Annotated in this window: 32 protein-coding genes; 28 read left to right on the plus strand and 4 right to left on the minus strand. The window is 47.0% G+C overall.

Annotated elements, in window-relative coordinates; genetic code table 11:
• The first annotated feature begins 77 nt into the window (after positions 1 to 77).
• A complete protein-coding gene (locus KNO79_RS05105; RefSeq protein ID WP_214690761.1) occupies positions 78 to 695 on the plus strand; it encodes an MBL fold metallo-hydrolase in 618 nt (205 codons plus the stop codon).
• Between the two features lie 32 nt (positions 696 to 727).
• Here the strand turns inward: KNO79_RS05105 and KNO79_RS05110 are convergent, their stop codons facing one another.
• The gene (locus KNO79_RS05110; RefSeq protein ID WP_012726597.1) at positions 728 to 991 is read right to left on the minus strand and encodes a DUF2626 domain-containing protein; all 264 of its coding nucleotides are present in this window, start codon (positions 989 to 991) and stop codon (positions 728 to 730) included.
• A 249-nt stretch (positions 992 to 1,240) separates the two neighbouring features.
• Between KNO79_RS05110 and KNO79_RS05115 the strand changes: the two genes are divergently transcribed.
• The 13 genes from KNO79_RS05115 to gcvPB all read left to right on the plus strand — a co-directional run bounded on the left by KNO79_RS05115 (position 1,241) and on the right by gcvPB (position 9,992).
• Entirely contained in the window at positions 1,241 to 1,627 is a 387-nt protein-coding gene (locus KNO79_RS05115; protein WP_012726596.1) for a Spx/MgsR family RNA polymerase-binding regulatory protein, read from the plus strand.
• 58 nt (positions 1,628 to 1,685) lie between these two features.
• Complete coding sequence (locus KNO79_RS05120; protein ID WP_074036680.1) at positions 1,686 to 2,492, plus strand: ATPase, T2SS/T4P/T4SS family; 807 nt, start codon at positions 1,686 to 1,688, stop codon at positions 2,490 to 2,492.
• Positions 2,474 to 3,451 (plus strand): type II secretion system F family protein, encoded by a 978-nt coding sequence (locus KNO79_RS05125; protein WP_214690762.1) that lies wholly within the window; start codon positions 2,474 to 2,476, stop codon positions 3,449 to 3,451. Before KNO79_RS05120 ends, KNO79_RS05125 begins: the two co-directional genes overlap by 19 nt.
• Before the next feature lie 15 nt (positions 3,452 to 3,466).
• Complete coding sequence (locus KNO79_RS05130) at positions 3,467 to 3,769, plus strand: prepilin-type N-terminal cleavage/methylation domain-containing protein (RefSeq protein ID WP_074036684.1); 303 nt, start codon at positions 3,467 to 3,469, stop codon at positions 3,767 to 3,769.
• Between the two features lie 20 nt (positions 3,770 to 3,789).
• A complete protein-coding gene (locus KNO79_RS05135; RefSeq protein ID WP_236548985.1) occupies positions 3,790 to 4,197 on the plus strand; it encodes a prepilin-type cleavage/methylation domain-containing protein in 408 nt (135 codons plus the stop codon).
• Positions 4,184 to 4,420, plus strand: a complete 237-nt coding sequence (locus tag KNO79_RS05140) for a hypothetical protein (protein ID WP_074036688.1) — start codon at positions 4,184 to 4,186, stop codon at positions 4,418 to 4,420. Before KNO79_RS05135 ends, KNO79_RS05140 begins: the two co-directional genes overlap by 14 nt.
• Positions 4,421 to 4,433: 13 nt before the next feature.
• Positions 4,434 to 4,850 (plus strand): hypothetical protein, encoded by a 417-nt coding sequence (locus KNO79_RS05145; protein ID WP_074036689.1) that lies wholly within the window; start codon positions 4,434 to 4,436, stop codon positions 4,848 to 4,850.
• Complete coding sequence (locus tag KNO79_RS05150) at positions 4,814 to 5,113, plus strand: hypothetical protein (RefSeq protein WP_143180238.1); 300 nt, start codon at positions 4,814 to 4,816, stop codon at positions 5,111 to 5,113. The genes KNO79_RS05145 and KNO79_RS05150 overlap by 37 nt, the downstream gene beginning before the upstream one ends.
• Positions 5,106 to 5,594, plus strand: a complete 489-nt coding sequence (locus KNO79_RS05155) for a shikimate kinase (RefSeq protein ID WP_214690763.1) — start codon at positions 5,106 to 5,108, stop codon at positions 5,592 to 5,594. The genes KNO79_RS05150 and KNO79_RS05155 overlap by 8 nt, the downstream gene beginning before the upstream one ends.
• Positions 5,591 to 5,929 carry a hypothetical protein gene (locus KNO79_RS05160; RefSeq protein ID WP_074036691.1) on the plus strand — a complete coding sequence of 113 codons (339 nt, stop codon included), beginning with the start codon at positions 5,591 to 5,593 and terminating at the stop codon, positions 5,927 to 5,929. The genes KNO79_RS05155 and KNO79_RS05160 overlap by 4 nt, the downstream gene beginning before the upstream one ends.
• Before the next feature lie 148 nt (positions 5,930 to 6,077).
• A complete protein-coding gene (gene gcvT, locus KNO79_RS05165; protein ID WP_214690764.1) occupies positions 6,078 to 7,154 on the plus strand; it encodes a glycine cleavage system aminomethyltransferase GcvT in 1,077 nt (358 codons plus the stop codon).
• Positions 7,155 to 7,179: 25 nt separating this feature from the next.
• Positions 7,180 to 8,517 (plus strand): aminomethyl-transferring glycine dehydrogenase subunit GcvPA, encoded by a 1,338-nt coding sequence (gcvPA, locus tag KNO79_RS05170; protein WP_214691266.1) that lies wholly within the window; start codon positions 7,180 to 7,182, stop codon positions 8,515 to 8,517.
• Positions 8,517 to 9,992: an aminomethyl-transferring glycine dehydrogenase subunit GcvPB gene (gcvPB, locus tag KNO79_RS05175; protein ID WP_196430853.1), complete on the plus strand. Its 1,476-nt coding sequence runs from the start codon at positions 8,517 to 8,519 to the stop codon at positions 9,990 to 9,992. The genes gcvPA and gcvPB overlap by 1 nt, the downstream gene beginning before the upstream one ends.
• Positions 9,993 to 10,033: 41 nt before the next feature.
• On the opposite strand, the gene KNO79_RS05180 is transcribed toward gcvPB, so the two are convergent.
• The gene (locus KNO79_RS05180; RefSeq protein WP_012726584.1) at positions 10,034 to 10,414 is read right to left on the minus strand and encodes a rhodanese-like domain-containing protein; all 381 of its coding nucleotides are present in this window, start codon (positions 10,412 to 10,414) and stop codon (positions 10,034 to 10,036) included.
• 163 nt (positions 10,415 to 10,577) lie between these two features.
• Between KNO79_RS05180 and mntR the strand changes: the two genes are divergently transcribed.
• Together mntR and hpt are read left to right on the plus strand one after the other, a co-directional pair.
• Positions 10,578 to 11,006, plus strand: coding sequence for a transcriptional regulator MntR (mntR, locus tag KNO79_RS05185; protein WP_159562467.1), 429 nt, complete (start codon positions 10,578 to 10,580; stop codon positions 11,004 to 11,006).
• 174 nt (positions 11,007 to 11,180) lie between these two features.
• Positions 11,181 to 11,708: a hypoxanthine phosphoribosyltransferase gene (gene hpt / locus KNO79_RS05190; RefSeq protein WP_159562466.1), complete on the plus strand. Its 528-nt coding sequence runs from the start codon at positions 11,181 to 11,183 to the stop codon at positions 11,706 to 11,708.
• A gap of 23 nt (positions 11,709 to 11,731) precedes the next feature.
• Here the strand turns inward: hpt and KNO79_RS05195 are convergent, their stop codons facing one another.
• Together KNO79_RS05195 and KNO79_RS05200 are read right to left on the minus strand one after the other, a co-directional pair.
• Complete coding sequence (locus KNO79_RS05195) at positions 11,732 to 12,142, minus strand: SA1362 family protein (protein WP_159562465.1); 411 nt, start codon at positions 12,140 to 12,142, stop codon at positions 11,732 to 11,734.
• Between the two features lie 14 nt (positions 12,143 to 12,156).
• A complete protein-coding gene (locus KNO79_RS05200) occupies positions 12,157 to 13,098 on the minus strand; it encodes a DUF1385 domain-containing protein (protein WP_214690765.1) in 942 nt (313 codons plus the stop codon).
• Between the two features lie 141 nt (positions 13,099 to 13,239).
• Between KNO79_RS05200 and aroQ the strand changes: the two genes are divergently transcribed.
• From aroQ to KNO79_RS05260, 12 genes are all read left to right on the plus strand, one after another.
• A complete protein-coding gene (gene aroQ / locus KNO79_RS05205; RefSeq protein ID WP_374193975.1) occupies positions 13,240 to 13,677 on the plus strand; it encodes a type II 3-dehydroquinate dehydratase in 438 nt (145 codons plus the stop codon).
• A complete protein-coding gene (locus tag KNO79_RS05210) occupies positions 13,673 to 14,740 on the plus strand; it encodes a M24 family metallopeptidase (protein WP_214691267.1) in 1,068 nt (355 codons plus the stop codon). Before aroQ ends, KNO79_RS05210 begins: the two co-directional genes overlap by 5 nt.
• Before the next feature lie 29 nt (positions 14,741 to 14,769).
• Complete coding sequence (efp, locus tag KNO79_RS05215; protein ID WP_012726577.1) at positions 14,770 to 15,336, plus strand: elongation factor P; 567 nt, start codon at positions 14,770 to 14,772, stop codon at positions 15,334 to 15,336.
• Between the two features lie 117 nt (positions 15,337 to 15,453).
• Complete coding sequence (gene accB, locus KNO79_RS05220) at positions 15,454 to 15,903, plus strand: acetyl-CoA carboxylase biotin carboxyl carrier protein (protein WP_012726576.1); 450 nt, start codon at positions 15,454 to 15,456, stop codon at positions 15,901 to 15,903.
• A gap of 7 nt (positions 15,904 to 15,910) precedes the next feature.
• On the plus strand, positions 15,911 to 17,254 hold the full coding sequence (gene accC / locus KNO79_RS05225) for an acetyl-CoA carboxylase biotin carboxylase subunit (RefSeq protein ID WP_214690767.1): 1,344 nt from the start codon (positions 15,911 to 15,913) through the stop codon (positions 17,252 to 17,254).
• Positions 17,255 to 17,366: 112 nt separating this feature from the next.
• The gene (gene nusB, locus KNO79_RS05230; protein ID WP_078147109.1) at positions 17,367 to 17,753 is read left to right on the plus strand and encodes a transcription antitermination factor NusB; all 387 of its coding nucleotides are present in this window, start codon (positions 17,367 to 17,369) and stop codon (positions 17,751 to 17,753) included.
• 64 nt (positions 17,754 to 17,817) lie between these two features.
• On the plus strand, positions 17,818 to 18,654 hold the full coding sequence (gene folD / locus KNO79_RS05235; protein WP_214690768.1) for a bifunctional methylenetetrahydrofolate dehydrogenase/methenyltetrahydrofolate cyclohydrolase FolD: 837 nt from the start codon (positions 17,818 to 17,820) through the stop codon (positions 18,652 to 18,654).
• Complete coding sequence (xseA, locus tag KNO79_RS05240) at positions 18,647 to 19,993, plus strand: exodeoxyribonuclease VII large subunit (protein ID WP_214690769.1); 1,347 nt, start codon at positions 18,647 to 18,649, stop codon at positions 19,991 to 19,993. The genes folD and xseA overlap by 8 nt, the downstream gene beginning before the upstream one ends.
• Entirely contained in the window at positions 19,968 to 20,192 is a 225-nt protein-coding gene (xseB, locus tag KNO79_RS05245) for an exodeoxyribonuclease VII small subunit (RefSeq protein ID WP_012726571.1), read from the plus strand. Before xseA ends, xseB begins: the two co-directional genes overlap by 26 nt.
• Entirely contained in the window at positions 20,189 to 21,067 is an 879-nt protein-coding gene (locus KNO79_RS05250; RefSeq protein ID WP_214690770.1) for a polyprenyl synthetase family protein, read from the plus strand. Before xseB ends, KNO79_RS05250 begins: the two co-directional genes overlap by 4 nt.
• 123 nt (positions 21,068 to 21,190) lie before the next feature.
• Positions 21,191 to 23,083: a 1-deoxy-D-xylulose-5-phosphate synthase gene (dxs, locus tag KNO79_RS05255; protein WP_196431845.1), complete on the plus strand. Its 1,893-nt coding sequence runs from the start codon at positions 21,191 to 21,193 to the stop codon at positions 23,081 to 23,083.
• 6 nt (positions 23,084 to 23,089) lie between these two features.
• Positions 23,090 to 23,905, plus strand: coding sequence for a TlyA family RNA methyltransferase (locus KNO79_RS05260; RefSeq protein ID WP_214690771.1), 816 nt, complete (start codon positions 23,090 to 23,092; stop codon positions 23,903 to 23,905).
• The last annotated feature ends 130 nt before the right edge of the window (positions 23,906 to 24,035 follow it).

Genomic DNA, 24,035 nt, shown 5'->3' on the forward strand with positions numbered 1-24,035 from the left:
GAGTCGCTGTCGAGCAAAGGTTGACATCGAAACAATTTTGCCACAATATTGTTTTGAATAAGAAGGGGATGAATCCTATGCAAATCAAAAAGATTACGTCTGGCTTGGCACAAGAGAACGGCTATGTGATTGAAAAAGACGGCACTGTCGTCGTCATTGACCCCGGAACGGATGACCCGAGGTTCTTCGATACAATCGAACGTTTCGGTACACTTTCAGCAATCTTGTTGACTCATGCACATTTCGATCATATCGGAGGAATCGATGCGCTGCGTGAACGTTACCAGGTGCCAGTCTATGTACACCGCTTAGAAGCGGATTGGCTGACAGATGGAGAAAAGAATGGCGCTTCTACGTTCAACTTGCCGATACCATCGATGAAACCGGCAGAAAAAATCTACGAAGGTGATGTATTAGAAATTGGGAACATCGTATTTCGAATCTATCATACGCCGGGTCATTCCCCAGGGAGTGTCGTATTGTATATGGATGATGAAAGAATCGCCTTTTGTGGTGACTTGATCTTTAAGCAATCCGTCGGACGGACAGACCTGTTCGGTGGAGACCAGTCGACATTAATGGGGTCCATCGATCGGATGAAGCAGCTCCTTTCCGATGAGACGACGTTATACTCGGGGCACGGTCCTATGACGACGCTAGAAGAAGAAAAGCGGACAAATCCGTTCTTCACATAAAAAAAGATTGTCTCCGGCGAGACAATCTTTTTTTACATTTGGAAGTTGCTCCAATACGTAAAGACAACGAAGAAAATTGTCAAATACGCGCCGAAGACATATACATACGTTTTTTCAGTTAGTTTTAAGTAACCAAGAGCGACGAAGAAAATCGTTTGTGCTAAGAAGACAAGTCCCATAACGATAAAGTCGCCAGTATGTTCACTACTACTTTGGTCGCCGCCTAGTGCGCCTACGAAAGCAAGTGCCGCTACTAGTCCAGTCCAAAAGCCTAGGACACGAAACATTCTTGCCATGTTAATCCCCCCATACGTGCATTATTCCATTCTCATTCACTATTTTACCAACACATTCGAAAAAATGCTATGGAAACGTGATAATTGAGCAAAATAATCGTGAAAAATATGTGAAATCATTTCGGTAAATAAAGTTGTACAAAATTTATAAAAAAGTTGCACAAAACATGTACAAACGGGGTATAGAGATGTATAATCAACTTATACAAAATGAGCGAAGTGAAAGTTGAATGAGGGAGGAACATAAAAATGGCATCAGAACTAATGTTTTACACGTATCCAAGCTGTACTTCTTGTCGGAAGACGAAAGCGTTTTTACAAGAACAAGAACTTCAAGTGAGTGAGCGTCACATTTTCAGAGATGCACCAACAGTTGACGAATTGTTGCAGCTCCTTGCTATTAGTGAGGAAGGAGTCGACTCTCTCCTTGCGACGCGAAGCCAGGCCTTCAAGCAACTCGATGTTGACGTGGAGGATTTGAAATTAAGTGAGCTTCTTAAGTTGATGAGCGAAAATCCAAAGCTTTTGAAGCGTCCGATCTTAACTGATGGAAAAGAAGTGATTGTCGGATATGACAAGGTTTCAATCGAAACATATGCTCGTCGCCACAACACTGCAGCGGTTCAAGTTTCATAAAACAAGTCCACTTTCAACATAGTGGGCTTTTTTTTATGCTTGTCTCGAGGTGAACGAGATGAAGGAACTCATTGAAGATTTACTAGATGGAGCACGTCAAATCGGTGCGAGTGATCTTCATTTTATACCCGATGCAAACCAAGTAAAGGTTCAAGTTCGCTCTGCTAGTAAGCTTGCTGCACTTCAATCGATGGATGTCGAGCTGTATGATCGACTTACACTTCATATGCGATATTGGTGTTCACTACCTGAATCTAATCAACGTATTCCACAATCAGGTGTCTATGAATTGAATCAGGATGTCATCCGGGTGACCTTTCTCCCGTCGTTCGCCCAGACGTCAATGTCTTGGCGCATTCCCCATGACACGTTTGAACTCCAGCATCTGTTACGATCACACGATGTAGAACGATTTCAGAAAGTGGTGGCATCACATCATGGTCTTTTCTTTATAGGGGGTTCTACCGGAGCAGGCAAGACGACGGTACTGTATGCCCTTTTAAATCAGCTGAAGCATGAGCGGATTGTGACGATTGAAAACCCTCCTGAACAAATGGTCGATGGTGTCATTCAGTTGGAAGTGAATGCTAAAGCTGGACTTAGCCATCGACACTTGTTGAAAGAGACGCTTCGTGCCGACCCGGATATTATCGTGATTGGTGAGGTGCGGACAGATGAAGAATTGATGGTCGCATACGATGCCGCGCTCAGTGGTCATTTGACGATAACAACCTTTCATACCGCATCGATTCAAGATGGAGAAAAGCGGCTGACACAACTTCTTGGTATGGCGACCGTGGAAAGACATTGGTGTGTACTGACTCGAAATCAGGAGGTGACTTGCGAATGGTCAACGTTCCGATAATCCCATCGATTCGAATGATTCATCGTTTTCTTCGTCTACAATCACGAGGTGTGTCATTGAAGGTGACCATGGAGACGCTTGAACTTCATGAGAAGGGAAAAATGAAAGACTGTATTCGAGAGATGAGGGTACGTCTAGAAGCGGGCGTGAGTTTGTCTGAAGTATTTTCCATCTTGATCACGAATCGGCAAATGCAAGAGATTTTACATACGGCGGATCGCAACGGACGATTCATGGATGGATTGTCGCAAGTGGCAATGGTACTCGAGATGCGACAACGATTAAAGCAGGAGTTGCGGAGGCTAATTCGCTATCCGTTGATTATCTTTTTCATCCTACTTGGATTAGGCATGATTTATGCCTTATACATTTTCCCAAAATTAATGGGGATGCTTGATGTCTCGTCGCATGACGGCATAGCGTCGATTCTATTGTCGAATTGGTTCTTTCCTATGTTGTTTTCTATATTCGTGGTAATCGCGGTTCTCATATATGGATTTCATCGTCGAGGAGGAGAGCTCCCTTTTTACGTATGGAGACGTGGGAAAACACTCTATATGACCTATGTATTTGTCAGTGAATTGTCCTTGCTCCAACATACTGAAACAAATATCAGGCAGATTATCAGTCGGCTAGCCGAGGAAGAGGGGGAAATGGCAGAGATGGCCAAGCGTATTCACCATCGCATGTCTGAAGGTGAAGGAATTGAAGCGGCGACAAGGTGTGAACCGTTTATCGATTATGAGGTTGTGAGTCTATTAGGTGTGGGTTCGATGAGTGGGGAACTTGGTAAATTGATGTCTCTTCATCGAGATCTAGTATTCGAAGAGATGGAGCAATATTGTCGGGGGTTGATTGAGAAAATTGAACCGTCTTTATACGGCATCCTCAGTGTCATGATTGGTGTTCTTTTTTACACACTCTATTTACCGGTCAAACTCATTATGGCTCAATTGTGAAAGGAGAAAGATGAAATGAAGGAAGAGCGTGGGTTCACATTAGTTGAGATGGCGGCAGTATTACTCATTATATCAGTTCTTCTCTTGTTACTTGTCCCTTCTTTGTCGGACGGGAAATCTCGTGCTGATCAAGTGAGTTGCGAAGGTAGTGTTCGAATCGTTGAATCTGAAATCAATTTGCATTACGCGGAACATAAAGCCTATCCTGAAACGTTAGAAGTGATTAAGCGTGCGTCGGCTGCAGATCCACTCGTTTATAGCTGTCAATCCTCGGCCTATACGTATTCACCGACTGACGGCTCCTTAAAAAAACAATGAAAGGCTACACCTTGGTCGAAATGACTTGGGTACTTGTCGTGCTGTCGTTCTTACTATTGATCAGTGCACCGAGTACGAGACCGTTCGAACGAATGGAGCTCTACAATTTTACGGACTCATTGGTAGCAAATATTCAAGAAGCTGGGCAATTTCCCTATATTTCAGAAGAGGGAGATTGTGTACCACGATTGATTTGGATTTCGAAACAACAAACTTATCTGATTGTGTGTGGGCGAGAGGTAGTCAGGGAGGTTGATGTTCCTGATGGTGTGGATGTATATCTTCCGACGTACAACACTTTGACCTTTTCACAAGCGACAGCTTCTTATGCGGGACAGTGGAAATTCGTCAGTGGAAAGACATCGGTGACGCTCAAATTTCGAATCGGGACTTATGAACCGGAGGTGATTATTCGTGAAAGTGGATGAATCGGGTTTCTCATTATGGGAGCTAAGTGTCAGTCTTGCGGTGGTCATGGGGTGGATTTTCATTCTGACATCATTTGTCATGCAGGGGAACGAACGAATCCAACGGTTGAGTGATACGCTGTTCATCTATGAACGATTACAAGGAGAGGTTCTGCTTGAAGCCACTGAACCGACAGGGCGTGAGCAAGTGTGTGAGAAAGGATTTTGTCTGCCGACATTATGAAAAAGGCTTTACGATGATTGAAATGACGTTCGTTTTGCTGATCCTTCCCATGTTTCTTTTTCTTTTAGTGGAACTGCTCACGCTCGGTCAACATCTTTATGAACAGCCTAAATGGAATCATCATACGACACCTCAACTGATTGTGCGCCGTCTGATGGATAGCGAGAACTGTCGTGTTGACGAAGGACGGTTACGGGGTGATTTCGTCAAATCGGATGAGGAGCGATGGTCATGGACGATCAAACAAGTAAATGGCAATTTGGTTATGGTCGGAGATGGAGGAGGAAACTTACTCTTTTTAAGAGGAATCGACCAGTATCATGTCGAAACGGTCGGAAAGGGATTTCGAATCTCATGGAAAGATTCATCGTTCAGAAGAGAGCGGCATGTCATGTGCATGAAGCAGGCTTCTTTCTCGTCATCACCTTGACCATTGTTGTTTGGTTACTCGGCGCCGCGTTATTTTGGTATACTGATGTGGAACGAACGACGAGGCGACTGTCAGAGGAAATCTTAGCGATTCGTTTTGAATCGCATTTGTTACTGGCGAAGGAGCGTTGCGCTGAACGACCGTTAACGTTGCATAAACCGACGGGAACTCTGACGTGTCGTCCGATTGCACCTAATCGTACTGAAGTGGACATTGTGTTAACATCCGGCGAACGGCATAAAGAGGTGATGGTTTATGAATGATAACCCGTTTTATATCGTGGGGTTTATGGGTACAGGTAAATCTACCTTATTCTCGTTTCTAAAAGAATATGGGGAGGTCATCGATCTTGATTTAGTCATTGAGTCCATGACTGGAATGGAGATCGCTACATATTTTGACCGCTATGGTGAGTCTGCGTTTCGTGATGTTGAATCAACAGTACTGCAACAAGTCACTGCTGACTATATCCTGACAGGTGGCGGAGTGGTGGAGCGCTCTGAAAATATACGTTGGATGCGAGAACGTGGTACGATGATCCATTTAAATCTTCCGTTCGACATGTGTTGGGAACGAATCAAAGATTCTGCACGACCACTTGTTAAAAAAGGACGGGAGGATGTTCAGACGTTGTTTCAACGACGCGATCGATTATATCGAACAGCGAGTGTATCCATCGATGCATCTCAACCGCCTGAAGACATCGCCAAGCAAATCATCCGTATAAAGGGGGAAAAAGTATGATCTGGATTAATTTCGCCATCATCGTATTTTCATTAATCGGACTTGGGATATACGGTTATCTCTTGTTCAAAAACAAGATGAAACCAGAATTTGGTCGTTTGAATCGTCTGACGGAACGTTTTAAAATTCGGGCAGACGTGATTGGTCAACAGGTCAATGAAATCAAGGGACACGTAGATGCGGTCAATCGATCTGTTACTCAAATAAAAGAGTTTGGGATCAATGCGAAGAATGAATCGATTGAATTAAAGCAAGCTGCCGTTGAGCTAACCCATGAAATCAAACGGACAGCTGGAATTGAACGTTCTGACGTTTCCACCGAGTCGAAAATATGAAATAATGAGGATGAAAACGTTTTCGTTTTTCATCCTTTTTCTTTTTCGCCTTTTTACCTATGCAGAAGGAATAAAAATTGTTAAAGTGGAATGGAAAACGAAAGATTTCAAAAACAAAAGCATTTTATGTTCGGGATTGGGGGATATTATGGAAAAGCTTACTTTGAAACGTACGCCTTTGTTCGAATTAATCGAACCGAAGGCGAAGATGGTTGATTTTGCGGGATTTGAAATGCCGATTATGTTCTCTTCGATTAAAGAAGAGCATTTGGCTGTACGTCAAAACGTGGGGATGTTTGATGTATCTCACATGGGAGAAATTCGAATCGAAGGGCCGGACGCGCTTGAGCAAGTTCAAAACTTGGTGACGAATGATATCTCGAAGATTAAAGTTGGTCAAGCCCAGTATAATCTTCTCTGTCTCAAAGACGGCGGTGTGGTGGACGATTTGCTTGTCTATCGATTAGATGAGGACGCTTATTGGCTCGTCGTCAATGCTTCAAATATTGAAAAGGATGAAGCGCACATTCGTCGACACGTTAAGGGAGACGTGGTTGTGACAAATGAATCTGATGAGTATGGTCAGATTGCGATTCAAGGACCGAATGCACAATCTGTTCTTCAAAGCATCACAAATGTTGCACTCGACGAAATCGGGTTCTTCAAATTCATGAACGGTGACGTGGCGGGTGTGCCATCGATCATCTCTAGAAGTGGGTATACTGGGGAAGATGGCTTCGAGATTTATGCTCGAGCAGAAGCAATTTCTGCCATCTGGGAAGCGCTTGAAGCCGAGGGTGTTACCCCATGTGGGCTGGGCGCACGCGATACATTACGTTTCGAAGCGTGCTTGCCGCTTTACGGTCATGAATTGGATGAGTCGATCACACCATTCGAAGCGAATCTCAACTTTGCCGTCAAGCTAGATACTGACTTTGTTGGTAAGGAAGCACTCGTCACTCAAAAAGAAAACATTCCGAATCGATTGATTGGATTGAGATTGTTAGGTCGTGGGATTGCCCGTCAAGGGGCGCAAGTCGAATTGGATGGGAATGTAATCGGCGTTGTCACGACCGGTACGATACCTCCGACTGTAAATGAATCAATCGCATGGGCACGAGTCGATGCACGTTACAAAGATGAAGAGCGTTTTGTCATCGACATCCGTGGCAAAAAGATTGAAGCCGAACGCGTACCGACACCTTTCTATAAACGAACGAAATGATACAGGGGGATTCAGAATGAACAGAATGGAATTTCGTTATTTACCGATGACCGAACAAGATGAACGAGACATGTTAAAGACAATCGGCGTCGATTCAATCGAAGCGCTTCTTTCAGATATTCCAGAAACACTTCGCGAACAAGCATCATTAGCGGCAATCGGGGCTCCGCTTCCGGAAGTTGATCTCGTTCGTCATATGACGAAGTTAGCTGATAAAAACAAACATACGAAATCATACCCGAGCTTCCTTGGAGCAGGGATGTATGACCATCTTTCGCCGAGTGTGATGAACCACATGCTTTTGCGTTCTGAATTCTATACGGCGTATACGCCATATCAACCTGAGATTTCACAAGGTGAACTTCAGGCGATGTTCGAATTCCAAACAATGATTTGTGAATTGACAGGGATGGACGTCGCGAACTCTTCGATGTACGACGGAATCACTGCTCTCGCTGAGGCGACTTACCTAGCGAGCGCGCAGACGAAGAAAAAACGTGTCGTCGTCTCCGGTGCAGTGCATCCTGAAGCGAAGGATGTAATCCGTACGTATGCTGACGGACCAGGTCTATCCGTTGATTACACAGATGTGGAGAACGGGGTGACGGATGTATCTGACCTCGATTTGACGGATGCGTCGTGTCTTGTCGTACAATATCCAAACTTCTACGGTCGTATTGAGGACTTAGAAAAATTAGCAGAATTGGCTCATGAAGCCGGCGCGCTATTCGTCGTTTCGAGCAACCCGCTCGCCCTCGGGATTCTTGAGTCACCAGGAGCACTCGGTGCGGACATCACGGTCGGAGATGCACAGCCATTCGGTATTCCGCAAAGTTTTGGTGGACCGTCATGTGGATACTTCGCGGTCAAAAAATCTTTGATGCGTAAACTACCGGGCCGACTAGTCGGTCAAACGGTCGATGAGGACGGCAAACGCGGATTCGTGTTGACGCTTCAGGCGCGGGAACAGCACATTCGCCGTGATAAAGCGACATCCAATATCTGTTCAAACCAAGCACTTAATGCATTGGCTGCTTCAATCACGATGTCCGCTCTAGGGAAATACGGAATTCGTGATATGGCTGTTCGGAATATTCAAACCGCTCATTATATGAAAGAAGCGTTAAAAGCTGCAGGATTCAACATCGTGGACGAAGGACCAATGTTCAATGAGTTCGTCGTGGATTTTGGACGTGATGCAGAAGAAGTATCGCGCCATCTACTCGAGCGCGGCATGATCGGTGGGCTACCGCTTGGTACGTATGAAGGGGAGCGTCAGACACAAATGTTGGTTTGCGCGACGGAATTGCGCACGAAAGCAGAGATTGATCAGTTTGTCGAAGTGGTTGGGGGGATGAAATAATGCAACACGAGCAAACGCTAATTTTTGAAGTATCACGTGAAGGACGAACTGGATATAATTTGCCGACACCGACTGTCCCGGAGGTTGACCTTGAGACGTTGTTACCGGCTACGATGATTCGGAAAGAGGCGGCGGAACTTCCAGAAGTGTCTGAACTTGATGTCGTTCGCCATTACACGTCTCTGTCTACTCGAAACCATGGGGTCGATTCAGGCTTCTATCCGCTCGGTTCGTGTACGATGAAATATAATCCGAAAGTGAACGAAGATATGGCTCGTCTTCCTGGATTTGCACATATTCACCCGTTGCAACCGGTTGAGACGATTCAAGGTGCGCTCGAACTCATGGTGGACTTACAGGAGCAACTCGCTGAAATCACGGGGATGGACGAAGTCACACTCCAACCAGCGGCAGGTGCCCATGGGGAATGGACGGGGCTTATGTTGATTAAAGCGTTCCATGAGCGTAATGGGGATACGGCTCGTACGAAAGTACTCGTACCAGATTCGGCGCACGGGACAAACCCGGCGTCCGCAGTCGTTGCTGGATTCGAGACGGTGACCGTCAAGTCGGATGAGCGCGGTCTCGTCGATTTGGATGATTTGAAGTCAAAAGTTGGAGCGGATACGGCTGCTCTCATGCTGACAAACCCGAATACGCTTGGATTATTTGAAGCGGATATCCTTGAAATCTCAAAAGTCGTTCATGAAGCTGGCGGGAAGCTGTATTATGATGGCGCGAACTCAAACGCGATTCTTGGAATCGCACGTCCTGGGGACATGGGCTTTGACGTCGTCCACTTGAACTTGCATAAGACGTTCACAGGGCCTCACGGCGGCGGAGGTCCAGGCTCAGGTCCAGTCGGGGTGAAGCGTGACTTGATTCCATTCTTACCGACTCCAATTGTGACGAAAACAGATGATGGATATGGTCTCGATTACGACCGACCACATTCAATCGGGCGAATCAAACCATTCTATGGAAACTTCGGGATCAACGTTCGAGCGTACAGCTATATTAAGACAATGGGCGCAGAAGGATTGACGCGGGTATCCCGTGAAGCGGTCCTCAACGCCAACTATATGTTTGCGCGACTAAAAGATGCGTTCGACGTGCCATATGATACGTATTGCAAACACGAATTTGTCTTGTCAGGGAAGCGTCAAAAAGCCCTTGGTGTTCGTACACTCGATATCGCTAAACGCCTTCTTGACTTCGGTTACCACCCACCGACAATCTATTTCCCATTAAATGTCGAGGAATGTATCATGGTGGAACCGACAGAGACAGAATCAAAAGAAACGCTCGATGCGTTCTGTGATGCGATGCTCCAAATTGCCAGAGAGGCGGAAGAGAATCCGGAAATCGTTCAGACTGCTCCTCATACGACGGTCGTTAAACGGATGGACGAGACACTCGCTGCCCGTAAACCGGTCTTGAAATATGAGCGTCGTGAGGCGTCATCTGTAAAATAAAGAAAGGGCGAGTCGATGATTGTATCGACCCGCCCGTTTTTTTATGCTTTTTTAATCTTGCCCTTCCAGTTCTTGAAGCCGCCTTCGAGCATGTAGATATTGTTGTATCCGTTCTTCATGAGGAGTTTAGCCGCCTGGTTTGAACGTGAACTACCTTGACAGTAAATTAAAATCGGTTGATCTTTACGCAGTTCTTTCATGCGTAGTTTCATTTGGCCGACCGGGATATTCCGGGCACCAACGATATGTCCACCTTTGTATTCGTTCGGTTCACGCACGTCAATTAACTGACCTTTACGGAGTGAGGCACGGAATTCTTCTTGTTTCATTTTTTTCAACCCGCGAGCTGGCATGAAACGCCATACGATGTAGGCGATCAAGGCAACCCATAGGAGGATGACGAGGATTGTTTCGAGTCCCATAGATGTTCTTCCCTTCTCTTTCAAAGTTACCATATCTCATTATAATGAAATTAAGGTCATGAGACAATGATTGACTCAATCAATCGGGGCTTTCCCTTTCGATTTCATTCTAATTAGGATAAAATAAGGAATGGAAACCGGAACATTAGGGGAGGTCGTGCCCATGCCGACGCCGAGTATGGAAGATTATTTAGAACGTATTTATTTATTGATGTCAGAGAAAGGCTATGCGCGTGTATCTGATATTGCGGAACATTTAGGGGTCCATCCCTCCTCTGTCACCAAAATGGTTCAAAAGTTGGACCGTGAAGAATATCTTGTGTATGAAAAGTATCGTGGTCTCATGCTTACAAAAAAGGGTCAAAAAGTAGGGAAGCGATTGGTCGAGCGTCATGCGATGCTCGAGTCTTTTTTACGTCTAATCGGAGTAGATGAAGCAGATGTGTACGAGGATGTCGAGGGTATCGAACACCATCTCAGTTCGAACACGCTCGACTGCATGACACAGTTTGTGGAATTTTTTGAAGATAAGCCTGAACTCATGAATCAATTTAGAGAATTTCGGGAACAAGAACGAGCTTCAGAAGAATAATATGTGAAAAGCATCAATCTAACTCGATTGATGCTTTTTATTTTGCTCAATATCGCTAAAATACGAACGAAACATTCATATTTATCTTAGAATGTATATTTTTTAGTCGTCATTATGTTAAGATGAATCGTGGATTGAATAGATAGGGGGTGACGGCGAACATTCGCCGGATAAATGGAGATTCAAATTAAAGGAAAACTGTTTGATGAACAGCAGATTCAAAAACGTGTGAAAGAATTGGCTGAAGAGATTGAGAACGATGCAGAGGGGATACCGATTGTGATCGTCGCCGTATTAAAAGGCTCGATGGTCTTTGCGGCAGACTTGATGCGATACATGAAAGGGAGCGTTCAGCTCGATACGGTCGCGACGTCTTCTTACGGGAAAAAGTCGGTCTCGAGTGGGAGTGTGCAACTTCGAAAGGACTTGGATTTAGATGTGGAAGGAAAGTATGTTGTCATTATCGAGGACATCATCGACACGGGACAGACGTTGAAATTCTTATGTAAACATATGGAGCTCCATCAACCGAAACAGTTGAAAATTTGTACGCTTCTCGATAAGCCGGCGCGTCGACTCGTTCAGTTGGACGCAGACTATGTCGGATTCGAGATTCCTGATGAGTTCGTCATCGGGTATGGAATCGATTACGCGGAGCAATATCGGAATCTGCCATATATCGGATATGTAGAAACAACATAAAAAGGAGCGCCGTGGCGCTCCTTTTACATGTTTGCTTTCTTTTTCTTCTTCCCTTTTTTACCTTCAATCACTGTTAGGTGTGGAGGATTGCTACGATGTACGGTTGAACGTTTAGATAACTTGGTGACGTTCGAACCAGGTTTCTTCCCTTTCCGGTTTTTAGCGGAAGCGGAAGGTTTGACTTGAGGACCACGACTTCCCTGCATTCGTTTTTTTGAGGCTTGCGCGGTTTTACGATAGCGTGCATCTTCTGCAGACATGCGTGGTGCCATGAAGACGCGATAGATCACATAAAAGACTAACCCGAATATCCCGATGAACAACAATTGTCTAAACAGGCGACCTGGATCGGTGGCAAGCATATGCCCGACCCCGATGAAGCCAAGGATAAACACGATTGTTGCAGCGATCGAACCGACTCTTTGTCTGATCATGGTGCTTCCTCCTCTTATCCCTCTCTATGAATGACCGATTCTCCTAACTCTTTTCGTTCCCATGTCTCAAATGCTTCAATCGCGACTTGAATCTGCTCATCATTTGGCTCTCGTGTCGTCAATAATTGGAGCGACAGGCCCGGTTTGCCAAGGAATGACAGAAAGCGATGGTCGCGGAAACGATTGGTAAACTGCAGGACTTCAAATGAGATTCCGATGACGACCGGCAATAGCGCGATTCGGCTGATGAGTCGCAACCAGAGCGGATCGATTGGCACAATCATGTAAACGCCAATCCCGACGAAGACGGTGAATAAAATGAAGCTTGAGCCACAGCGATAATGCAATCGCGAGCTTTGGCGTACTTGTTCAACCGTGACCGGACGCCCGGACTCATAGCAATTGATGACTTTATGCTCAGCGCCGTGATATTGGAAGACACGCTTAATGAGTGGCGTCAATGATATCAAGTAAAGGTAGCTGAGTAACAATACTAATTTTATTCCCCCTTCAAGGAGGTTTTGAATCACATGTCCGGAAAATAAAGGTACGTCTTGAAACATGGCCGCGAGAAGTGCTGGCGTCACATTGAAAATCAATTTACCAAAAACGTACGAGATGACACCGACGATTGCGATGAAGGCAATCATCCATATGCTCTGTTTTTGGTCTTCGTTCGTGTTCGTATCTTCACTTGGATCGACATCATATCGATCGCTCGCAAAGTTCATATGTGCAGAACCGTTCTTTAACGATTCATACAGCGCGACAATCCCTCTCAAGAAAGGTACTTTTTTTAAAGATTGGACCCAAGGGACAAGAATACGCGCTTGCTCGAATGTTTCAATCGAGCCATCTTTTCGCCGGATGGCAGATGCGCTTTCAGAGCGGCCTTGAAACATGACGCCTTCCACGAGCGCCTGTCCCCCGACTGGGATGGTTGGTTTGGAATTCATTCACTTTCCTCGATTCTTCAAATGTTGTACTTGAATTATACCGTGATTTGTAAAAAAAACGAAAGGGCAGAAGGCTCGATTCACGTTCTTTCGATAAATTTGTTACAATAGATGAGACTTGACGAACGAGGGGGAAGAAGGTTGCGGATTTTAGTTTTAAATGGACCGAATTTAAATCTACTGGGTCGTCGTGAACCGAATGTATATGGCGAGGTGTCGTTGAAAGGTTTGGCGGCAGAACTGATGCTGCGCGCTCCAGAAGACGTCGAACTCACCTTTAAACAATCGAATCATGAGGGAGATTTAATTGATGCGCTACATGACGCTTTTGATTATGAGGGTGTCATATTGAATGCAGGTGCCTATACGCATACATCAATCGCGATCCGGGATGCCATATCCGCTATCGCTGCCCCAGTCGTTGAAGTACATATCTCGAACGTGCATGCACGCGAGGCTTTTCGGCATGAGTCGAAACTTGCTGCCGTCTGTATCGGTGTCATTACCGGTTTTGGACTCACGAGCTATACGTTAGCGCTGCATGCACTAATCGAACATTGGAGGAATCGACATGATTGAACGCGTAAACAAACTGCAAGCACAGTTAGGAAAAAACGAGATTGATGCATTACTCGTCACAAAACGTGAGAATATCCGCTACTTATCTGGTTTCACCGGGTCGAGCGGTGTCATCGTCATCACGTCGAATTCGGCAAGTTTCATCACGGACTTCCGTTACACGGAACAAGCGAACGATCAAGTAAAAGGGTACGACATCATTGAGCTTGATACATCACTCATCAAGTCGGTAGCAGATGTCGTGTCCCGTGAATCCATCAAGCGCCTTGGCATCGAGCAGGATGCGATGACAGTGGGGCAATATCGTGCCTATGAAAAAGATGTCGACGCTCAACTTATTGAGACGTCTGGAATCGTAGAAAAACTGCGCTTGATTAAGGATGAATCAGAGATTAAGATTATGAAGGAAGCTGCGGCAATCGCTGATGCGGCGTACACCCATATCCAGACGTTCATTCGTCCTGGTCGTACCGAGAGAGAAGTCGCGAACGAACTCGAAATGTTCATGCGTTCAAAAGGTGCTGACTCGTCATCGTTCGACATGATTGTCGCCTCGGGTCTCCGTTCGGCGCTACCACACGGTGTGGCAAGTGATAAAGTCATCGAATCTGGAGAATTGGTTACGCTTGATTTCGGTGCTTACTATAAAGGGTACTGCTCAGATATCACGCGTACGCTTGCAATCGGTCCGATTTCGGATGAGTTGCGTCAAATCTACGATACGGTACTTCGTGCCCAACTTGCTGGTGTAGAAGGCACACGTGCCGGAATCACTGGCATTGAAGCGGATGCATTGACACGCGATATTATTAAAGAAGCTGGATATGGCGAGTACTTCGGCCACTCGACAGGACATGGTCTTGGAATGGAAGTGCATGAGGCCCCAGGATTATCGTTCCGTTCGGAAACGGTGCTCGAACCTGGTATGGTCGTAACGATCGAGCCGGGTATTTACATCAACGGTGTCGGTGGTTGCCGGATTGAAGACGATGTCGTCATCACAGAAGACGGATGCTACCGTCTGACACAGTCGCCAAAAGAGTTAATTACGATCGAGGCATAAGCTTCATCTGAATTTAGGAGGAAATCAATATGGTATCAGTTAACGATTTAAAAACAGGATTGACGGTCAAAACGTCTGACGGTTCGATTTGGCAAGTCATCGAGTTCCAACACGTAAAACCGGGTAAAGGAGCGGCATTCGTTCGTACGAAAATGCGTAACTTGCGTAACGGTGCAATCCAAGAAACGACGTTCCGTGGTGGAGAAAAAATCGAACGCGCACACATCGAGCGTAAACGCATGCAATATCTTTATCCAATGGGCGACACGTATGTCTTCATGGACAATGAATCATACGAGCAACTTGAATTGACAAGCGCTCAAGTCAAATCAGCACTTCCATATTTGCTTGAGAACATGGAAGTCAGCATCGCGGACTACGAAGGGGAGATTCTTGGAATCGAGCTTCCAACGAGCGTTGTCTTGACAATCGTCGAAGCAGACCCAGGCGTAAAAGGTGACACGGCATCGAACGTGAAGAAAAACGCGACAGTGGAAACAGGACATGTCATTCAAGTGCCACTTTTCATCGAACCAGGTGAAAAAGTGACAGTCGATACACGTACTGGAGAGTTCATGGGTCGTTATAACGGTTAATCCTTACGAGTGCTCATTCGAATGAATGGGCGCTCTTTTTTTCTCGTTGCATTCATTGGTCTGACCAGTTATAGTGAAGGAGAGATTAGTACCAGGTATAAACAGGGGGTAAGAAAGATGCAAATCGATCAAATTAAAGAGCTTATTCAATTATTGGACCAATCATCAGTCCATGAAATGGAGCTTGAAACATCTGATTTCAAACTGTCATTAAAGAAAGAAGCGCAACAAACAGTGAGCGCGCCTATCATGCAGACACAAGCATTCGCACCGCCTGCGCCTGCTCCTCAAGTAAATGAACAAACAGAAGAACCGACGCAAGAAAAGGCGTCTTATCGTACTATCACCTCTCCGATGGTTGGAACGTTCTATTCACGTCCGGCCCCGGATAAAGAAGCGTTCGTGAACGTCGGCGATCGTGTCGAGTCAGGACAAATCGTTTGTATTCTAGAGGCGATGAAACTGTTTAACGATGTCGAAGCGGAAATCAGTGGCGAAATCGTAGAGGTGTTAGTCGCCGATGGCGATCTCGTCGAATTCGGTCAACCGCTCTTCAGCGTGAAGTGAGGTCGTTATGAAATTATTAATTGCTAACCGCGGGGAAATCGCGGTTCGAATCATACGTGCAGCAAAAGAATTGAATATTCCGACGGTCGCTGTCTTCTCTGAGGCAGATCGTGAAGCGTTACATGTTCATTTGGCTGACGAGGCTTATTGCATCGGTCCGAATCCATCGAAGGACTCCTATTTGAATATCCCAAATATTTTATCAGTCGCCTGCGCCGTGGATGCGACGATGGTACATCCGGGTTACGGCTTTTTGGCTGAAAATGCCGAGTTCGCTGAGATGTGCGAGGCGTGTGGAATTCAATTTGTCGGCCCAAGCAGCTATGCGATTCGCAAAATGGGAATCAAGGATGAAGCCAAACGAACGATGATCGAGTCAGGGGTTCCTGTCGTTCCAGGTTCAAGTGGTGTCGTCACAGACGAAGAAGCGATGGAACTCGCGCGTGAGATGGGCTATCCGGTCATCATCAAGGCGACAGCCGGCGGTGGAGGACGTGGCATTCGCGTCGCTCGAGACGAGAACGAACTCGTTTCAGGATTGGTCGCGACACGTAAAGAAGCGAAGCAGGCGTTCGGGAATGGTGACGTGTATCTCGAAAAGTTCATCGAGTCGTTCCGTCACGTCGAAGTGCAGGTTCTTGCCGACCAATTCGGTAACGTCATTCACTTAGGTGAACGTGATTGTACAATCCAACGTCGCATGCAAAAACTAGTTGAAGAGGCGCCGTCACCTGCGATTGATGAAACGACACGTCAATTGATGGGGGATGCTGCCGTCAAAGCGGCAAAAGCCATTCAGTACTCGGGAGCGGGAACAATCGAGTTCATTTACGTTCCAGAATCAAACGAGTTTTATTTCATGGAGATGAATACCCGGATCCAAGTCGAGCATCCCGTCACCGAGATGATCACAGGATTCGATCTCGTTCAAGCGCAGCTTGAAGTGGCGCTCGGACATCCGCTTGCCATCTCACAAGAGGACATTACGTTCTCAGGACATTCCATCGAATGTCGAATCAACGCGGAGGACCCATTTATGGACTTCCGTCCGATGGCAGGGAAGATTGACCAATATATCGTTCCAGGCGGTATGGGTGTCCGTGTCGATAGCGGACTCTATGCAGGAGCGATGATCCCGCCGTTCTATGACTCGATGGTAGCGAAGTTGATTGTTCATGCACCAACGCGTGATGAGGCCATTCTGAAAATGTTGCGTGCTTTGGATGAGTTTACGGTTTCGGGAATTAAAACGACGATTCCGTTTCATCAACAAGTCATGGCACATGAGCAGTTCCGCATCGGTACGTTCGATACGAAATTCGTTGAAAAAGAAATGTCATTGGCAAAATAACATGAACCAGGAAGCCCGAACATTATTTCGGTTTCCTGGTTTTTTGTACTGAATTTATGAGTGCTTTATGCTAAACTATCACAATGAAAGCATGTAAAAGGAGAGTAACTGAATGAAACGTCATGAAGCACGAGAGAAAGCGATTCAAACGCTTTTTCAAATCGAAGTATCTAAATTAGAGGTGGACGAAGCAATCGAGTTCGCATTGGATGGAGAAGAGTCTGATCCGTTTTACGAACAACTCGTCACAGGGACGCTAGAACATATTGAAGATATCGATGCGTTACTAGTTGAAAACTTGAAAAACTGGCGGTTAGATCGCCTCGGAAACGTCGAGCGTACGATTCTTCGAATGGCAACGTTCGAATTGTTATACGTCGAGACGATTCCAGAAAACGTCACCATCAACGAAGCGGTCGAACTCGCGAAATCGTTCGCGGACGAAGAAGCCGGCAAACTCGTGAATGGCGTACTCGGTAACATCATTAAAGAAGACTAAAAAAATAGAGATAAGACACCAGACCAACTACAGAAAAACCTAAAGACAACGGGGGATGAGAGAGATGGCAGTAGTGATCGACGGGAAACAAGTGGCAGCATCATATCGAGAAACGTTAAAAGAACGTGTGGCAGCACTTCGCGCACGTGGCATCGTACCGAAACTGAAAGTCGTGTTGATTGGGGATGACCCAGCAAGTCATAGCTATGTACGCGGGAAGGAACGGGCGGCAGAAGAAATCGGAATCGATTCACAAGTCCTCCGTTTTGATGAGACGATTAGCGAGAAGGAATTGCTTGACTTGATTGACTTGATGAATGCGGATGAAGAAGTTCACGGGATTCTCGTGCAACTCCCTCTGCCGAAACACATCGACGAATCACGAGTCATCATGCGCATCTCCCCAGAAAAGGACGTCGATGGCTTTCATCCTGAGAATGTTGGGAAGATGATGCTCGGACTTGATACGCTACTCCCGTGCACGCCGCACGGCATCTTGCATCTCGCAAAAACACAGACCGAGATCGCCGGAAAGCACGTTGTCGTCGTCGGTCGTAGTCAGATTGTCGGTAAACCGGTAGGCATTTTGTTCTTGAATGAATCAGCAACGGTCACATATTGTCATTCAAAAACAGCTGACCTCGGTGAGATGACACGCCAAGCGGACATTTTGATTGTCGCTGTCGGACGCGCTGGTTTAGTCACAGCAGACATGGTCAAACCAGGCGCGCTTGTCATCGATGTCGGAGTCAATCGGGTCGAAGGTCGTCTAGTCGGTGACGTGGACTATGAAGCTGTTAAGGAGAAGGCGAGTGCCATCACCCCTGTTCCGGGTGGTGTCGGTCCGATGACCATCACGATGCTCATGCATAATACGGTCGAGGTTGCATCACGTGGCTAATCCACTTCCGGTTTCTGAAGTTGTTCGATATGTGAAGCGACAACTTGATGATGATGTATTGCTTCGACAAGTCGCGGTCATCGGTGAAATCTCAAATTTCAAACGTTATTCATCCGGTCATTGTTATTTCACGTTGAAAGATGACGCGTCTCGGATGAAAGCTGTCATGTTTTCTCGCGATGCCAAACAACTTCAATTCGAACCGAAAGATGGAATGAAAGTCATCGCCGTCTCAAAGGTGACGATGTATGAGGCTACGGGAGATGTCCAACTATATGTCGAATTGATGCGACAAGACGGAATCGGTCTATTGTTTGAGCGATATGAGGCGAGAAAGCGTGAATTAGAGGAGATGGGATGGTTCGACGAGGAGCGGAAGCACCCGCTCCCGACGTTTCCAGAGCGCGTTGGAATCGTGACGTCTCCAAAAGGTGCAGCGCTACACGATATCGCAACCACACTTCGACGTCGTGCGCCACATGTGGCGATTACGTTCGCCCCTGTTGCTGTACAGGGCGAAATGGCGGCTCCACAAGTTGCTTCTGCCATTCGCTGGATGAACGAACGCACCGATTGTGATGTACTCATTGTCGGTCGCGGTGGTGGTTCTATCGAGGAGCTTTGGGCATTTAATGAAGATGTTGTGGTGGAGGCAATCTATGCGTCCACGATTCCCATCATTTCTGCTGTCGGTCACGAGACAGACTTTACGCTTTCGGATTTCGTTGCCGATGTTCGGGCTGCGACTCCGACAGCGGCGGCTGAACTCGCTACCGCGATGATTGATGCGCAGCGAAAAGATGTAGAACGTTTGGATAACCATCTGCACAAAGCCGTCAGAGACCAATTGGATGATTCGCGAACCCGTGTGGAACGGATGATCAATAGCTATGGATTAAAATCACCGAGGTACACGATATCTCAGAAACGGGAACGATTCGCCCAGTCGGAAATCCGTCTCGAGCAAGGGATGAGGCGACATCTCACCCAAGCCACTCATCAGCTCCGTCAGTTGTCACAGCAGCTAGATGTAAAACGATTTTCAAAAACGTTGTCCAAGCAAGGGGGAGAAGTCAATCATATGGTCGAGCGACTCCGTCGAACGAAGCCATTAGAACAAGCAACGCTTCAATTTGCACAACAGGTTGGACGATTGCATGCAGTCAGTCCACTCGCCGTCTTGTCACGTGGATATACGTTCATCGAACAAGATGGGATCTATGTGCAGAACGTGAAACAATTACGCGATGGTGATGTCTCGATTCGTTTTCGGGATGGTCATGCAATCGCTGAGGTGAAGGAGAGGATTGTCGGTGACGAAGAAAGAACAGACATTTGAGGCGGCGCTCGAGCGCCTCGAACAGATCGTCGCGCAACTCGAGAGCGGTGATGTCCCATTAGAGGAAGCGATGACCCTATATGAGGAAGGTGTCCGCTTGTCTGCATTGTGCCAGACAAAACTCTCTGCCGCCGAGAAAAAAATGGATGAAATTTTAGAACTTGATGGGACGCTTCGTGAAAAAGGAGGATCCGCATGAACCGTACCGATGACTTGAACAAGTGGAAACGGACCGTCGAACTGGCGATGCAGGAACTCATTGAGTCGAGTGAGATGCCGAAACGATTACGAGACGCAATGACGTATTCTTTAGAGGCTGGCGGGAAACGCATTCGTCCTGCTCTCGTCTATGCCGTCCTTGAAACGTATAGCATGTCACTCGAGCGAGGACGAGAGGTGGCGGCGAGTTTAGAGATGGTTCATACATACTCACTCATCCATGATGATTTGCCGGCCATGGATGATGACGATCTTCGTCGTGGACGACCGACCAATCATCGTCAGTTTGATGAAGCGACCGCTATTTTGGCTGGGGACGCCTTATTGACGGACGCATTCCGTATTCTCACACAGATGCCACTCCCTGCGCTAGATGTCGTCGAGATTATTCGTATTTTCGGATTGGCGGCCGGTAGCTCAGGTATGGTCGGTGGCCAGTTGGATGATATGCTGGCTGAAAAGCGGAACGACGTCACACTTGAAGAGCTCAAATCCATTCATGAACGGAAGACAGGTGCGCTACTCGTCTATGCACTTGAAGCCGGTGCGATTTTGGCGGGCGCATCGGTGGAAGATCGGATGCACCTCAAACAGTTCGGACGTCATCTTGGCATCGCTTTTCAGATTCAAGACGATATCCTCGATGTCGTCGGAGATGAACAAACAATCGGAAAACGCGTCGGCTCAGATGAATTGAATGACAAGACGACTTATCCGAAGCTTCTCGGCTTAGAGGGAGCGAAGCAAGCTCTTGAGCAAGAAGTGGGAGCGGCACACGCTGCAATTGAATCACTTTCAGTTCCAGCGCCGTTGCTTCTTGAGATGCTATCATTTGTAGTGAAACGAAATCATTGACCTCGGTGACACGATGAGCACATCGTGTCACCTTTGTTTTGGGGAATGTGTGGCATATGCCGTCACATTCTTGTAAAATGTAAGGTACGAATCAGTAAAATGTGAGGAGAAAGGATGGTCATTATGGACTTGACATCCATTCAAGACCCGTCGTTCCTGAAACGGATGTCTGTATCAGAGCTCGAATCGCTCGGTTCAGACATTAGACGATTCTTGATTGAAAAATTGGCAGTGACGGGAGGGCATTTGGCGCCAAACTTGGGAGTTGTAGAGTTGACGCTTGCCTTGCACCGTGTATTTGACAGTCCGAAAGACCAACTCGTATGGGACGTCGGTCATCAAGCATACGTTCATAAAATTTTGACAGGACGTACGAACCAGTTTGATACTCTCCGACAATACAATGGGTTATGTGGTTTCCCGAAACGTTGTGAGAGCGAGCATGATGTGTGGGAAACAGGGCACAGTTCGACTTCCCTCTCTGCAGCCATGGGGATTGCGATTGCGAATGAATTGAAAGGGCGCGCCAACGATCGTGCCATCGCCATCATCGGGGACGGTGCTTTGACTGGGGGGATGGCACTTGAAGCCCTCAATCACATCGGTGCCGAGAAACAGAACGTGATTGTCATTCTAAATGATAACGAGATGTCGATTGCGCCGAACGTAGGAGCGATGCATAATATGCTTGGTCGTATCCGGGCATCGCGCAAGTTGAAGCATGCTCGAGAAGAAATGGAGTCACTCATCAAACACATCCCGCTCGTCGGGAGTTCACTTGAACGGAGCGGGGAACGGGTGAAGGACCTCTTAAAATCTGCTCTCATTCCGGGAACGTTCTTTGAAGAACTTGGCTTCACTTACTTTGGACCTACAGATGGGCATGATTTGAAAGACTTGCTCGAAACGCTTGAGTACGCGAAGAAAATCGACGGTCCGGTTCTCGTCCACGTCATTACGAAAAAAGGGAAGGGATATCGTCCGGCTGAATTGGACGGTGTCGGAACATGGCACGGTCTTGGACCTTATAAAATTGAATCCGGTGAAGTCATCAAAGGCAAACCGAAAGGACCGAGCTATTCGAAAGTCGTCGCGGAGACGATCACGAAAGTGGCGGAGTCAGACGAACGGGTGACGTTGATCACACCAGCGATGAGTGTCGGTTCGAAACTCGATTGCTTTACGAAGAAATTCCCGGAGCGTATGTTTGATGTCGGAATTGCCGAGCAACATGCGGTCACCCTCGCTGGGGGACAGGCGACGCAAGGGTTGAAACCGGTCGTCTCGATTTATTCGACCTTCTTCCAACGCGCGTATGATCAACTAGTCCATGACATTTGTCGTCAAAACTTGAACGTCGTGTTCACGATTGACCGATCTGGACTTGTCGGAGCGGATGGAGAGACGCACCAAGGTGTGTTCGATATCGCCTTCATGCGTCACGTGCCAAACATTCGAATTTTGATGGCGAAAGATGAAGAAGAATTACAACAACTCGTCTATTCTGCACTCCGTTACGATGGTGGACCGATTGCGATTCGTTTCCCGCGTGGTGAAGGGATCGGTGTTCCGATGAGTGAGACGCTTCAAGAAATTTCACTCGATGATTGGGAAGTCGAGGCAGAAGGGACAGATGTCGCTATCTTGACGTTCGGTCCCCAAGTGCAAGACGCCCTCGAAGTCCGAGCACTATTAGAAGGTAAGCTCAGTGTGCGCGTCATTAACTGTCGTAGCATCAAGCCGCTCGATGATGCGATGCTGACTTCACTTTATGCAGAGGGGATTCCGCTCGTGACATTAGAAGAGGCTGCTCTCGCCGGTGGCTTTGGAAGTAGCGTGCTTGAACACGCGAATGAAGCCGGAGCGTTTCCACGGATTCAACGTCTCGGTATTCCGGATCGATATATCGAGCATGGCGGTGTCAACCAGCTCCTAGAAGAGATTGGACTGCGACCTGCCCAAATGGCGGAATCGATTGAACGGTTCGTCATGGAGACAAATCGACAGAATGTGTGAGGGATTATGGAAAAAAGAAAGAAAACTAGATTAGATGTATTGCTCGTCGAACGTGGACTTGCTGAAACACGGGAAAAGGCAAAACGGTCGGTCATGGCCGGTCTCGTCTATAGTGGGACAGAACGTCTAGACAAGGCGGGCGATAAAGTGTTTGATGATATCCCTCTCGAAGTGAAGGGTCAAGTTCTTCCTTATGTTGGACGTGGCGGCTTGAAGCTCGAGAAAGCGCTCCACGTCTTCCCGCTCGATGTCTTTGGACGAGTCGGAATCGACATCGGCTCATCGACGGGTGGGTTCACGGACTGTGCGCTTCAAAACGGCGCGACTCAAATGTACGCGGTCGATGTCGGCTATAATCAGCTTGCCTGGAAACTACGGAGCGATGATCGCGTCGTCGTCATGGAGCGGATGAACTTCCGCCACGCGACGGCCGATCAGTTCCCGATTCAACCAGATTTCGCAACGATTGACGTCTCTTTTATCTCGCTTCGTCTGATGGTGCCACCGTTGAAACAAATTTTGAAGCAAGACGGTGTCGTCATGGCGCTCGTCAAACCTCAATTTGAAGCAGGGAAGGCCGATGTCGGGAAAAAAGGAATTGTTCGGGACCGTAACGTCCATGAACGAGTCGCAAGCGATATGGTCCGATACTTCGCATCGGAAGGCTTCTTTGTCGAAGCTTTGGATTACTCTCCAATCACTGGAGGGGATGGGAACATCGAGTTTCTTCTCTTCGCTCGGTACACAGGAGTAGGTGGCGTCTCGCCATCGCTACAAGTCGAAGAGGTCGTAAACGCGGCCCATGCCAAACTTAAGGGATAAAATGATGCTACAGACCTCGTTGTCTGTAGCTTTTTCCTTTACTCGTCTACTAGATGGGGAATGGTGGAAATCCCACCTGGAATGCTAGACCTTTTTTCGACAATACTTTAGAATGATAATGTGTATGTGA

Origin of the sequence: Exiguobacterium sp. s43, assembly GCF_018617255.1 — a bacterium.
Taxonomy (GTDB): Bacteria; Bacillota; Bacilli; order Exiguobacteriales; family Exiguobacteriaceae; genus Exiguobacterium; species Exiguobacterium profundum.